Annotated in this window: 13 protein-coding genes; 2 read left to right on the top strand and 11 right to left on the bottom strand. The window is 62.7% G+C overall.

Annotated elements, in window-relative coordinates; genetic code table 11:
• Position 1 precedes the first annotated feature (1 nt).
• The gene (gene cobA / locus WFQ67_RS10330; protein ID WP_337056785.1) at positions 2–739 is read left to right on the top strand and encodes a uroporphyrinogen-III C-methyltransferase; all 738 of its coding nucleotides are present in this window, start codon (positions 2–4) and stop codon (positions 737–739) included.
• 183 nt (positions 740–922) lie between these two features.
• Here cobA and WFQ67_RS10325 read toward each other — a convergent pair whose 3' ends face one another.
• The 9 genes from WFQ67_RS10325 to ppsA all read right to left on the bottom strand — a co-directional run bounded on the left by WFQ67_RS10325 (position 923) and on the right by ppsA (position 9,197).
• The gene (locus tag WFQ67_RS10325) at positions 923–1,969 is read right to left on the bottom strand and encodes an OmpA family protein (protein ID WP_173174013.1); all 1,047 of its coding nucleotides are present in this window, start codon (positions 1,967–1,969) and stop codon (positions 923–925) included.
• Positions 1,970–2,077: 108 nt separating this feature from the next.
• Positions 2,078–2,668 (bottom strand): RNA polymerase sigma factor SigX, encoded by a 591-nt coding sequence (gene sigX, locus WFQ67_RS10320; protein WP_021220312.1) that lies wholly within the window; start codon positions 2,666–2,668, stop codon positions 2,078–2,080.
• Positions 2,669–2,762: 94 nt separating this feature from the next.
• Positions 2,763–3,587 (bottom strand): mechanosensitive ion channel family protein, encoded by an 825-nt coding sequence (locus WFQ67_RS10315; RefSeq protein ID WP_111261450.1) that lies wholly within the window; start codon positions 3,585–3,587, stop codon positions 2,763–2,765.
• A gap of 2 nt (positions 3,588–3,589) precedes the next feature.
• A complete protein-coding gene (locus WFQ67_RS10310; RefSeq protein ID WP_111261449.1) occupies positions 3,590–3,835 on the bottom strand; it encodes a CrfX protein in 246 nt (81 codons plus the stop codon).
• A gap of 54 nt (positions 3,836–3,889) precedes the next feature.
• Positions 3,890–4,885: a zinc transporter ZntB gene (locus tag WFQ67_RS10305; protein WP_173174012.1), complete on the bottom strand. Its 996-nt coding sequence runs from the start codon at positions 4,883–4,885 to the stop codon at positions 3,890–3,892.
• Between the two features lie 22 nt (positions 4,886–4,907).
• Positions 4,908–5,396, bottom strand: a complete 489-nt coding sequence (gene rraA, locus WFQ67_RS10300; protein ID WP_021220316.1) for a ribonuclease E activity regulator RraA — start codon at positions 5,394–5,396, stop codon at positions 4,908–4,910.
• Positions 5,397–5,416: 20 nt separating this feature from the next.
• Positions 5,417–5,641 (bottom strand): Rieske (2Fe-2S) protein, encoded by a 225-nt coding sequence (locus WFQ67_RS10295; protein ID WP_337056782.1) that lies wholly within the window; start codon positions 5,639–5,641, stop codon positions 5,417–5,419.
• A 137-nt stretch (positions 5,642–5,778) separates the two neighbouring features.
• Positions 5,779–6,762, bottom strand: coding sequence for an alpha/beta fold hydrolase (locus tag WFQ67_RS10290; RefSeq protein ID WP_337056780.1), 984 nt, complete (start codon positions 6,760–6,762; stop codon positions 5,779–5,781).
• A 65-nt stretch (positions 6,763–6,827) separates the two neighbouring features.
• Complete coding sequence (gene ppsA / locus WFQ67_RS10285) at positions 6,828–9,197, bottom strand: phosphoenolpyruvate synthase (RefSeq protein WP_173174007.1); 2,370 nt, start codon at positions 9,195–9,197, stop codon at positions 6,828–6,830.
• 262 nt (positions 9,198–9,459) lie between these two features.
• Between ppsA and WFQ67_RS10280 the strand changes: the two genes are divergently transcribed.
• Positions 9,460–10,761 (top strand): site-specific integrase, encoded by a 1,302-nt coding sequence (locus WFQ67_RS10280; RefSeq protein ID WP_337056778.1) that lies wholly within the window; start codon positions 9,460–9,462, stop codon positions 10,759–10,761.
• 111 nt (positions 10,762–10,872) lie between these two features.
• Here WFQ67_RS10280 and terL read toward each other — a convergent pair whose 3' ends face one another.
• Positions 10,873–12,609 (bottom strand): phage terminase large subunit, encoded by a 1,737-nt coding sequence (gene terL, locus WFQ67_RS10275; RefSeq protein WP_337056777.1) that lies wholly within the window; start codon positions 12,607–12,609, stop codon positions 10,873–10,875.
• Positions 12,602–13,066, bottom strand: coding sequence for a lysis system i-spanin subunit Rz (locus WFQ67_RS10270; RefSeq protein WP_337056776.1), 465 nt, complete (start codon positions 13,064–13,066; stop codon positions 12,602–12,604). Before WFQ67_RS10270 ends, terL begins: the two co-directional genes overlap by 8 nt.
• Between the last annotated feature and the right edge of the window lie 13 nt (positions 13,067–13,079).

Here is a 13,079-nt window from a genome sequence, read left to right as displayed (position 1 = left end):
CATGAATGGCAAGGTCTGGCTGGTGGGTGCGGGGCCCGGAGACCCGGAGCTGCTGACACTGAAAGCGGTACGGGCACTCGAGGGGGCCGAGGTGGTGATGATCGATGACCTGGTCAACCCGGCGGTGCTGGAGCACTGCCCAGGCGCCCGGGTGATCCGCGTCGGCAAGCGCGGCGGCTGTCGCTCGACGCCCCAGGCCTTCATCCATCGCCTGATGCTGCGCTACGCGCGCCAGGGCAAGCGCGTGGTACGCCTCAAGGGCGGCGACCCGTGCATCTTCGGCCGGGGCGGCGAGGAGGCGCAGTGGCTGGCCGAGCGCGGAGTCGAGAGCGAACTGGTCAACGGCATCACCGCCGGCCTGGCGGGCGCCACCCAGTGCGGCATCCCCCTGACCCTGCGCGGCATGAGCCGGGGCGTCACCCTCGTCACCGCCCATACCCAGGACGACAGCGAGCCCGAATGGCAGGCGCTGGCACGCAGCGGCACCACCCTGGTGGTGTACATGGGCGTGGCGAAGCTCGCGGAGATCCGCGAGGGGCTGCTGGCTGGCGGCATGGCGGCGGGGATGCCGGTGGCGATGATCGAGAACGCCTCCCTGCCCCATCAGCGCGAATGCCGCAGCACGCTGGCACGGATGCTCGACGACGCCGGCACCTTCCAGCTGAAGAGCCCGGCGATCCTGGTGATCGGCGAGGTGGCCGGTCAGGCCGCGGCGGTGTCCGAGGCGTTGAGCGCCTGATCGGGCGGCATTCCACGGCTCGGCATCGCAACGTTGGGTTTCGTACCTCTACCCAACCTACGTGTTCCCTGTAGGTGGGTGCCGAGCGTGCGAGGCCCAACGAGCCCAATCAGGGCTCTCGGCACTTTTCTCCAGGCAAAGAAAAACCCGGCCGAGGCCGGGTTTTTCCAGAGCTCAGACCAATTACTTGGCTTGGGCTTCTACTTCAGCTTCTACGCGACGGTTGACAGCGCGGCCAGCGTCGGTGGCGTTGTCGGCAACCGGGCGGGACTCACCGTAACCAACCGAGTTGACGCGCTCGGAACCAACACCGTACTGGTTGACCAGGACGTCACGAACAGCGTTTGCACGACGCTCGGACAGTTTCTGGTTGTAGGCGTCGGTGCCGACGGAGTCGGTGTGGCCTTCAACGGTGGTGGTGGTCGACGGGTACTGGTTCATGAAGTCAGCCAGGTTCTTGATGTCGCCGTAGCTTTCTTCTTTGACCTTGGACTTGTCGAAGTCGAACTTCACGTCCAGCTCGACGCGAACGACTTCGGCAACGGCCGGGCAGCCATCGGCATCAACGGTGACGTTTGCCGGGGTGTCCGGGCACTTGTCGACATTGTCGCAGACGCCGTCGTTGTCGCTGTCGGAGCAGACTTCGGCAACCGGAGCCGGGGCCGGCTCGGCAGCGGGCTTGGAGCCACCACCGAAGTTCACGCCAACACCTACGCCAGCGGCCCACTCGGACTCGCCCACGTCGATGTTGTACATGCCGTCCAGGCCGGCTTTGGCGTAGAAGTTCTCGGTGAAGTAGTACTTCAGGCCGGTGCCGATGTTGGCGAAGGTGCTGTGGTCACGACCGGTACGGGCCGGTACGTTGCTGATGCTCTGGTGAGCGAAGCCAGCGGAAACGTACGGGCGCAGGCCGACACCCGGGGTGCCGAAGTGGTAGATGGCATCGAGGCCAGTCTGGCTGCCCTTGATGTTCTTGTTACCGGTGTCGTTTTCGGAACGAATGTCGTGAAACTCGCCATAGGACAGAGCCAGTTCGACGTCGTCAGTGAGGTAGTAACCAACCGAACCACCGAACAGGTTGCCGTTGGACAGATCACGCGAGCTGTCGGTGAAGTAGCGCTTGCCGAAAGCCTCCACCTCGACAGCGCCTTGGCCTTGCGCCAGCGCGTTCAGAGAAAATGCGGCAACGAGAGAGCCAACGGCTACGCCTAAGGTGTTTTTCAGTTTCATCCGTAAATCCCCATCTTGGTTGTCAGTAAGTTGTCGAACAATCTCGGAAGACAACTTGGTCGGCAAGTTTACCAGAACTCGCTGATCTAAGAGATTAATTTTGCCCAACTAAGTTTCGGTCAGACCTGAAAATTTTTCTCTCAAGCGGTCCAGCGCGCGCTTGTATCGCATCTTCGTCGCGCTCAGACCCATATGCATAATGTCAGCAATTTCCTGAAATTCCAGTTCTGCGACAAAGCGCAGCACCAGGATTTCACGATCGATCGGGTTCACATGCACCAGCCATCTTTCAAGGCCTCCACGCTCTTCGAGCTTGGGTGCCTTTTCCTCCGAGGCCTCCTCGAGAGGATCGAGACTCAAGGCATCAAGTAAGCGACGTTTACGACGCTCTTTCCGATATTGGGTAATGCATTCGTTATACGTGATGCTATAGAGCCATGTCTTGAACTTGGACTTCCCTTCGAAGTTCTTCAATCCATACAGCACCTTCAGCATCACCTCCTGACAGACATCGTCGGCGTCTCGTTCGTTCCCCAAATATCGGGCACAGACGTTGAACAGGGTGCGCTGGTAGCGACGCATGAGTTCTTCATAGGCGCGCGTGACATGAAACAGCTCGACATGGGCGCGCTCCACCAGCTCTTCATCGGAGAGCTCGCGAGGGTCGTAGCGCAAGGAAAGCGATTGGGGCTTGTTCAAAACGGGTCGGGCCGACAGTCAGGTCAGGAGCCGCCGGAACGCGAGGCAGCGCTCCGCTATGGCGGCATACATTAGCAAGGGTTGAGGAGCCGCGTTAGCGGCTCGTTACCCGCTGGTCGAGCAATGTCCGGTTGGACACCGACACGAGGTCGCCCTCGTCGGTGAGGATGATGGTCTTCACCGTGCCTATTTCCTCGATCTGCCCCTCGACGTCACCCACCTTCACGTCCTGCCCCACCTGGTAGAGCTCGCGCACGTAGATGCCGGCGATGATCTGCCCGGCGATGTCGCGGCTGCCAAGGCCCAGCGCCAGCGCGGCGGCCAGGCCGATGGAGATCAGCACGATGGCGATGACGTTGTTCAGCAGGTCGGTCTTGACCTCCAGCTGCCCGATGGCCACCGAAATGCTGATGATGATCACCAGGCCCTGGGCGATGCGCCCCAGCCCGTGGGCGTAGTCCAGCCCCACTCCTTCGGCGGCGCCACGGACAATGCCGCTGACCAGTTGCGCCAGGAGCACGCCGGCCAGCAGCACCAGGGCCGCACCGAGCACCTTGGGCAGGTAGAGGGCGAGCATGTCGAGGGTGGCGGAGACACGGTCGAGGCCGAGGGACTCGGCGGCGGAGACCAGGAAGATCAGCAGCACGAACCAGTAGACGATCTTGCCGATCAGCGTGGAGACCGGCACCTGGATGCCGACGCGGGCGAGGATCTTGGTCAGGCCGGTGCCGCCCATCAGGCGATCGAGGCCGAGCTTGGCCAGCAGCTTGGACAGCAGGGTGTCGAGCAGCTTGGCCACGACGAAGCCCAGCAGGACCACGACCAGGGCACCGAACAGGCGCGGGATGAAGCCGGCCACCGGTGTCCACACCGTGGTCATGGCGTTAACGATACCTTGGGTCCAGGGGTCGAATTCCATGTTCAATCAGCCTTGTCAGCGGAGCGTTTCGATGAGGTGCGACGAGAGACCGGCGCCACGTGGGCCGAGCCGTTGTTGAGGGCGATCATCAGCGCCTCGGCCCAATGGCCGAGCAGGCTGAACAGGTCGCCGACGCCAACCTGGCGGTTGGCGGTCTTGAGCACGCGGCCCAGCGCGGCGTTGTCATCGTGCTCGGATGACGAACGCTTGAGCAGGTCCCGCAGGGATTCTTCGAACGGATCGTGCATGCGCACCTCACGTGGATATGTCGGCTAGACGTGGCCAGCGATCAGCAGGTCACATCAGAGCCAGCGCAGGCGACGAAAGAGCCACCACTGGAAGGCGGCGACGCCGAGAATCAGCAGGCAGGCGACGACGAAGCCATAGGGCGCGTCGGCACCAGGGATACCCCCGACGTTGATGCCCAGCAGGCCGGTGATGAAGCTCATCGGCAGGAAGAAGCCGGTGATGATGCCCAGCAGGTACATGGTGCGGGTCATGCGCTCGCTCATGCGCCGGTTCTCCGACTCCAGCACCAGCCCGACACGCTCGCGGATCAGCTCGAGCTCTTCCAGGTAGCGGGTGAGGCGGTTGTTCAGCTCGTTCCAGTAATCGGTGTCGTCGGCGGCGAACCAGCTCATGCGGTTGCGCATCAACTGGCCATAGATGTCCCGCTGCGGCGCCAGGAAGCGCTTGAGGCCGGCGGCGCGACGACGGATGTGCAGCATCAGGTCGTGATCGGGGTTGTAGCGTTCGCTGGCATCCAGGCGCTCCTCCTGCTCGTCGACCTCCTCGGAGAGCGAGGCGACCAGGGCATCGACCTTGTCGGTCAGGTGCTCGGCCAGGTAGAGCAGCACTTCGGAGGCGGTCTTCGGCCCGGTGCCGCCATTCCACTGCTCGATCAGCTCGTCGGTGGCGTGCAGCGGCCGCAGGCGCAGGGAGATGACGCGCTGCGCATCGGCGAAGATGCGCACCGCGACCATGTCCTCGGGCTGGGCACCCGGGTTGAGGTTGACGCCGCGCAGGAACAGCAGCAGCTGGTTCTCCGGCAGGCTCACCAGGCGCGGGCGGGTGCTTTCCTCCAGCAGCAGGTCACAGGCGAACTCGCTCAGCCCGCTGGCCTCGCGCAGCCACTGGCGCGCCAGGGCGTGGCCGCGGTCCCAGTGCAGCCAGAGGCTTTCCCGTTCCTGCAGCTCGATGACATCCAGCTCGTCCTTGGTGATGGAGCGCGCCCCACCCTGGCCATCCAGGACATAGGCGTGCACCAGCCCCCAGCGTACGTTGCGTTCCTCGACCATCCTCAGCGAGTACCCCGTCCGGTCATTCCGGCATCTTCAGGGCTTGCGGGGAGACGATGATGCCGTTGTTGTCGGCATAGACGAATTCACCCGGGCGGAAGGTGATGCCGCCGAAGGTGACGGCCACGTTGAGGTCGCCGATACCGCGCTTGTCGGTCTTCATCGGATGGCTGGCCAGGGCCTGCACACCGAGGTCGGTCTGGGCGATGACGTCGACGTCGCGGATGCAGCCGTACACGACTATGCCTTCCCAGCCGTTCTTCGCCGCCTTCTCGGCCAGCATGTCGCCCAGCAGGGCGCGACGCAGGGAGCCGCCGCCGTCCACCACCAGCACCTTGCCCTGGCCCGGCAGGTCGACCTGCTCCTTAACCAGGGAGTTGTCCTCGAAGCACTTGATGGTGACGATCTCGCCACCGAAGGAATCGCGGCCGCCGAAGTTGCTGAACATCGGCTCGACGACCTGCACCAGGTCCGGGTACGCGTCGCACAGATCAGGGGTGACGTATTGCATGGCAAGGCTCCTTGATGGGGTTACAGGTCGAGGCCGACACGATCACCGTCATGAGCCAGCGTCAGCCGAAGCGGCGGCGAACAGGCCGCATCGAGGGCGCGGCCACTGTCCGGATCGAAGGCGATCCCGTGGCGGGAACAGCGCAGCACCCTACATTCGAGCGTGCCGTTGTGCAAGGGCGCGCCCCGGCGCGGGCACAGGTTTTCCAGGATGATCCCCTGCCGATCACCGACGATCAGCAGCAATTGACGGCCCCTGGCTGGGAAGTCCCGCGACGGCCATCCTGCTGATCGATCTGGCTCTCCAGCGCGACGAGCCTGCCCCTTCGCATCGATACGGCCCCAGCATCTTTAGCACAGCGCCATAGCCCCGGAACGGGGCTTCAGACGGCAGGCACCGCCTGGCCGAACGAGCCGGGCAGCTGCAACCGGTCGAGCCAGTGCTCCACCAGCGGCCAGACCTCCTGCTGGGCATGCTTGCTGACCAGCATCTCGATATGACCGTAGTCGTCGGCGAAGCCATTCTCGCGGGACAGGCAGAGGAACTGCTTCGTCTCGCTGCCGAACTGCTCCAGCAACTTGCGGCAGGCCCAGGCCGGGTCCTGCTGGTCGCCGGCAGCACCGACGGCCAATACCGGCACATTCACCTCGGCGAGCCCCTTCCACCAATCGCGCTCGGCATCGCCGAAGCGACCGAACAGGCCGTGCCAGCGCAGGCTTTCCAGGCCGATGCCGATGGGCTCGTCCTCGGGCCCGCGCTTGAGGCCAGGCCCGGACAGCACGGCCAGGCGCTTGAGCAGGAAGCGCCCGCTCCACTCCACCGGCGGGACCTTCAGGGGCCAGTAGACGCGACTGATCTGGCTGCCGAACAACGCGACGGACGCAACGTGCTCGCCCGCCAGGTAATGACCGCCCAGCGCCGCCGCAAGCGTGATCCCGCCCAGGGAATGACCGATCCAGTGGGGCGCCTGCGCCGTCTGCTCGCGGACGAAGGCCCCGATGGCCGGCAGGTCGTAGCGCGCGTAGTCGGCGACGCGGTTGCGCCGGTAGTCCTGGTTGCGCGGCGACAGGCCGTGGCCACGCATCTCGGCGATCCACACGTCGAAGCCGGCACGGGCCAGGTGCGGGCCGAGCCCCAGGCATTTGGGCGAGTACCAGAAGCGACGATTGGAGAAGCTGCCATGCAGGAGGACGACGGGCACGCCACGCTGCTCCTCGTGGCCGGGCAGCCCCAGCCGGGTGATGACCAGTTCGACACTGGAGTCGGGGCTGTTTCCAGGCTTGAGGCGATAGACGTCTTCCGTGATGTCGCCACGGAGTTCGGCGCTGATCAGCGCGACGGGGAATAGATCACTGCTGCTTTGCATGAATGCTACTTGCACGAAAAAGGGCGGGTTTGCAGCCCGCCCTTCTTCTGGTTGCGGTTAGAAGGTCACGCCTGGCCTTCGGCCAGGAAGAACCAGGTATCGAGGACCGAGTCGGGGTTCAGCGACACGCTCTCGATGCCCTGCTCCATGAGCCACTTGGCCAGGTCCGGATGGTCGGACGGGCCCTGGCCGCAGATGCCGATGTACTTGCCAGCCTTGTTGCAGGCGGCGATGGCATTGGCCAGCAGCTTCTTGACCGCCGGATTACGCTCGTCGAACAGGTGGGCGACGATGCCGGAGTCACGGTCCAGGCCCAGGGTCAGCTGGGTCAGGTCGTTGGAACCGATGGAGAAGCCATCGAAGAACTCGAGGAACTCCTCGGCCAGCAGCGCGTTGGACGGCAGCTCGCACATCATGATGACCTTGAGGCCATTGTCGCCGCGCTTCAGGCCGTTGCTGGCCAGCAGCTCGACCACCTGGCTGGCTTCGCCCAGGGTACGGACGAAGGGCACCATGATCTCGACGTTGGTCAGGCCCATGTCGTTGCGCACTTTCTTCAGCGCGCGGCATTCCAGCTCGAAGCAGTCACGGAAGGATTCGCTGATGTAGCGCGAGGCGCCACGGAAGCCGAGCATCGGGTTCTCTTCTTCCGGCTCGTAGAGCTTGCCGCCGATCAGGTTGGCGTATTCGTTGGACTTGAAGTCCGAGAGGCGCACGATGACCTTCTTCGGCCAGAAGGCTGCGGCCAGGGTGCTGATGCCCTCGACCAGTTTCTCGACGTAGAAGCCGACCGGGTCGTCATAGCCGGCGATGCGCTTCTCGACGCTGTCCTTGATCTCGCTGGGCAGGCCGGCGAAGTTCAGCAGCGCCTTGGGGTGCACGCCGATCATGCGGTTGATGATGAATTCCAGGCGCGCCAGGCCCACGCCCTCGTTGGGCAGCTGGGCGAAGTCGAAGGCGCGGTCGGGGTTGCCGACGTTCATCATGATCTTGAACGGCAGCTCGGGCATGGCGTCGACGGAGTTCTTGCGGATGTCGAAGCCCAGTTCGCCCTCGAAGATGAAGCCGGTGTCGCCTTCGGCGCAGGACACGGTCACGCCCTGGCCATCCTTCAGCACCTGGGTCGCGTTGCCGCAGCCGACGACGGCCGGGATGCCCAGTTCACGGGCGATGATCGCGGCGTGACAGGTACGGCCGCCACGGTTGGTGACGATGGCGCTGGCGCGCTTCATCACCGGCTCCCAGTCCGGGTCGGTCATGTCGGAGACCAGGACGTCGCCCGGCTGGACCTTGTCCATCTCGGAAACGTCGTGGATCACCTTCACCGGACCGGCGCCGATGCGCTGGCCGATGGCGCGACCTTCCACCAGGACGGTGCCCTTTTCCTTCAGCAGGTAGCGCTCCATCACGGTGGCGCTGGCGCGGCTCTTAACGGTCTCGGGACGGGCCTGCACGATGTACAGCTTGCCGTCGTCACCGTCCTTGGCCCATTCGATGTCCATCGGGCGACCGTAGTGCTTCTCGATGATCATGGCCTGCTTGGCCAGCTCGGTGACCTCGGCATCGGTGATGCAGAAGCGGGCGCGCTCGGCGCGGTCGACGTCGACGGTCTTCACCGACTTGCCGGCCTTGGCTTCGTCGCCGTAGACCATCTTGATCGCCTTGCTGCCCAGGTTGCGACGCAGGATCGCGGGGCGGCCGGCTTCCAGGGTGTGTTTGTGCACATAGAACTCGTCGGGGTTCACCGCGCCCTGCACCACGGTCTCGCCGAGGCCGTAGGCGCCGGTGATGAACACCACGTCACGGAAGCCGGACTCGGTGTCCAGGGTGAACATCACGCCGGCGGTGCCGGTTTCCGAACGCACCATGCGCTGCACACCGGCAGACAGGGCGACCAGCTTGTGGTCGAAGCCCTGGTGCACGCGGTAGGCGATGGCACGGTCGTTGAAGAGGGAGGCGAAGACTTCCTTGGCGGCGCGGATCACGTTGTCCACGCCACGAATGTTGAGGAAGGTTTCCTGCTGGCCGGCGAAGGACGCATCAGGCAGGTCCTCGGCGGTGGCGGAGGAGCGCACGGCCACGGCCATGTTGTCGTTGCCACCGGCCATGGCGGCGAAGGCGGAACGGATCTCGGCATCCAGGCGCGGGGGGAACTCGGCGTCCATCACCCACTGGCGGATTTGTGCACCGGTCTTGGCCAGGGCAGCGACATCATCGACATCGAGGGCGTCCAGCGCGGCGTGGATCTGATCATTGAGGCCGCTCTGTTCGAGGAAGTCGCGATAGGCCTGCGCAGTAGTGGCGAAACCACCGGGAACGGATACCCCGGCGCCAGCCAGATTGCTGATCATCTCGCCCAGGGATGCGTTCTTGCCCCCCACATGCTCAACATCGTGGACGCCGAGCTTATCGAGGGAAACTACGTACTCTACCAAGGTGAAATCTCCAGTCGTTGGTCATCCACACGTCCAAACCCTTGATTTCACTAAGGTGGCCAGCATGGAATCTGTTGATCAGCGGCAGCAATCAGGCGCCGATGTTAAAATACTGTTAGAACAATGTCACTTGGTGGCATGCCCACTCGCAGCCCCCTGGGTCTATCGCAGGAAGGCTATCTACTACCTCAGGATTCGCCCTTCTGGGGTCTCAAAACAAGCGTTCACCCTCTCCCTCCGTACTCGTCATCGGGAAAAAGCTATGCGTCACACTCGTCGAATCCAGGCGGCCTTAACTGCGTTTCATCTCGACCGTCCAGATGACCACTGGGAAGACCTCGTGGTTCCGCTTCGAGAGAAGGCTGAGCAGACGTTGCTGGACTCTATCCGATGGGAGGAACGGGAGGCGCAGGCAGTCGCGTATTCGGAGCTGCTGGAGGACCTTGGGTTCATAAGGGCCACTGAGCCCATGACAGCCGACCATGTGAAGGCTCTGGGGATGAGCATCAAGATAGTCCAGGGCGGCCTGGAGCGCTTACTGAAGGGCAATCCAGACCCCTTGAGGGAGGTTGTGGAGGAGCTGCGGGAGGCCGAGGCGCAGCTTGGTGTCCCCAAACCGACAGTCTCGCCAGTGGCTCCAGAGGCTACCAGCGCTGACTACATGCCCCTCAGCCGTCTCGCTGCTCTTTATATGGACGAACAGGAAGGGAACTACGCGGAGAAGTCCGTGAAGGACATGAACAGCTCGTTCAAGGTCCTGGCTGAAGCCTTGACCGATGAGAACGGCGTAGAGCTGAACATGAAGACCCATACCCGTGAGGACATGGTGAACCTGAAGAAGAAGCTCCTTGCCAGTGGCCGGAAGCCTCTTACGGTCAACAAGCTGCTCACTCGGCTATCGACTCTCACCACCTGGGCTCAGAACAACCGCTACCTCGACAACGCCTTCAACAAGGGCCTCAAGATCACCAAGGGTGCCGAGAGTGGCCGGAAGGCCTTCAGCGATGAGCAGGTCCGGCTGATCATGAGCGAGATGGCTCGGCTGCCGAAGGACAACTGGAAGCGCTGGGCGATGTCCATTGGGGTCATCACGGGCGCTCGGATCGGTGAGATATTTCAGCTGACCAAGACCGATGTTTCCACTATTGGTGGGATCACTGTCATTGATTTCAACGATGACGGGGACAAGACCCTCAAGAACTCCAATTCCCGGCGCCTTGTGCCACTGGTGGATGGGGCCTACGGTTTCGACCTGAAGGCATTCCTTGAGTACGTCGAAGGGTGCGAGGACAAGCTGTTTGATCGGGTCAGCCACAACTTCACTCGCGTCCTGAACGAGACCCTTAGGGACATCTGCCACCACGACTCAGGCGAAGGACTGACCTTCCACTCCCTCCGTCACTCCCTGGCCTCCCTAATGAAGCACCGTGGGGTTCAGGTGAGCATCGCGCAGGACATCCTGGGGCACAGCTCTCAGACGATCACCTTCGATCTATACGGTGGTGATTCTCGTCTTGCCCTGTCCAAGCTCGAAGAGGCCCTGAAGGAGAGCTTCGGGGTCTGAGCCGCCATAAGTGAGGGTTTTAAAAGGGGAACCTAAGGGCTATCTCATAGATAACCTTTAGGCCCCCTCCCTTAAAGTGAGGGCTTTTGGAGCCCTCGTGGTTCCTGGGCTTCAGCCGAGGTAGTTTGATCGGAAGGACCAATCGTCCTCCCACTGGATTGTCACATCAGAGCCGTCCATGGCGATGCGCTGGGCATCCTCGAAGCCGGTCATCTCACTCTCCATGTGGTGCTCAAGGAACTCCTGAAGCAGCTCAGAGGCGCCCTCCTCGCTGTTCTTCTCCATGCTCTCCACGAAGAACTGAACGCCAATCGCCAGGGCGTCAAGGCGGTCATCGTGTGCCAGGGAGCCCCGATCTCGGGTCAGGCGGGTCAGCTGGTAGAAGCCGCAGTAGCGGATGTCGAAGTTCCCGTCACTGTTGCAAGCCTTCCGGTACTCCTCTTCGATCACAGCTTCCTGAACCACCAGCTTGTGGCTGCCAAGGACAGGCTCCAGAACGTCCGCCATGCGGAGTTCCTTCTGCCCCTTGGACTTCACCTCAGTGATGGCGCAGTGGTGCACCTTGGTCATCACAGGGCTGAAGAGCTTGAGGTACATACCGTCGCCGAAGTTGCCCTCAATGACCACCTCGTTGACCTTCCACTTCTTGCCGATCTTCGCCAGGGCCTCAAGGGTCTTGTCCTCGTAGCCACCCCGGAACCCGCCCCACTCCATCAGGTAGATGTAACCGTTGAGCTGGAACAGGACGGCATAACCGGTCTCGTCCTTGCCCCGACCACTTGGGTCGATCACGAGGATGCGCGACTGGTAGGCCATGAAGCTTGAGTCTGCTTCTTGGTATCGGTGGTATCGGTCGCCCTTCAGGCCGACGTTTGGCAGGTCCTCCAGGGCGTTCCCGTTGTTCGGGAGCCACTGATACGACAGAGGTGCCTTCTCGCCATCCAGGGCCGCCACGATAAGATCGCGGAGCTTCAGTGGGTAGCGCTCGGCATCGCTGAGGTTCGGGTTGAGCATGAACTGGAGGGCAAAACCGCCCTTGCCGTAGGACAGCTCCCGCTCTCGCAGGTCCTCGTCGTCGAATCGAACTGGGTCAGTCGGTTGCCAGAAGAGACCTTCGTCCTCCATCAGCTCCTTGAGCAGCATTGGCGCCAAGCGGTGCCCATAGTTCTCAAGGTCCTTTTGGTCACGCGGGTAGCGCGCCGGCCAGATGGTGGTCGTGTAGCCACGGTTCTCCAGCTCGCGGTAAAGGGTCATCTCGGTCTGAGGCGTGCCCAGGTAGATGATCGTCCCGCCCGGCTTCAGGATCGCGTCGAATTCCTTCACCAGCTCGCCCAGGCGCTCTCGGGCTGCCTGTGTGGCTGAGTTGTTCGGGACCTCCACGTCGTCCGCAATGAGGATATCCGCCCGGCTGCCGGTGAGCTGGCCTGTGATACCGACGGACTTCACCGAGGGCGAGTGGTCAGGGCTGGCAGGCCCCACGTCGAAGCTGATCGTGGAGTCCCGCTGGCCGGGCCGTGGCTTCAGCTCATGGAGGAACGGAAGCAGGTCAATGATCCGCTTGATGAACACGGAGTTCGCATCCGCGCGCTCCTTGGAGGCGGACACGATCATGAATTTGAGCTGTGGGTTGTTCCACAACATCCACACCACGAAGGCGCAGGTGATGAAGCTCTTCCCGATCCCTCGGAACGCCTGGAGGATGAACCGTCGGTTATCCCCGGCGCTGAGCTTTCGGGCCATGTCGATCTGGCAACGGGTGGGCTTCGGGAGCCCCAAGGCCATCCAGAGGACGAACAGGAAGGCGACGAAATTGGCCCGCATCAGGGCGAGGTTCTTCTCGTCACTCATTGGCGCCCTCCTTCTGGAGGACCCGGATGACGCTCTGGAGAGCCTTTACTTGGTCGTCGGCGCGCTTGGCTTGTCCGACAAGAAATTCAGCAGCTCGGTCTGATAGCTCGGCTCGGCCATCAGGGTCGAGTCCACAGTTACCCGTGACTGCGCACACGCGGGCATCTGCGAGTTCGACCCGCAGCCGGACACCATCAGCACGAAGCTGAGCCACAGTCCCAGCAGCAGTCCTTTCGTTCGCCGCCAGCGCGGCTTGCCATTCCTTGGTGATTCCATCGAGTTCTCCCTGAGCGGCCTTGCGCTGCTCTTCCAGTTGTTTCAGGTAGGTGTTCTGAGCGGTGAGGGCTTCTTGTTGGGCCTCGTTGTCGCGCACGGAGTAGCCCCATGCGAAGGTCAATCCGATGACCAGAGCCACAACGAAAAAAGCCCCCACAGCTTTCGCTATGAGGGCCTTCATTCAGATTCCTTGT

This window comes from Pseudomonas sp. USHLN015 (assembly GCF_037153275.1).
GTDB lineage: Bacteria > Pseudomonadota > Gammaproteobacteria > Pseudomonadales > Pseudomonadaceae > Metapseudomonas > Metapseudomonas tohonis.
Note: the sequence above shows the minus strand (reverse complement) of the source record. Positions and strands in the feature narration are given on the sequence as shown.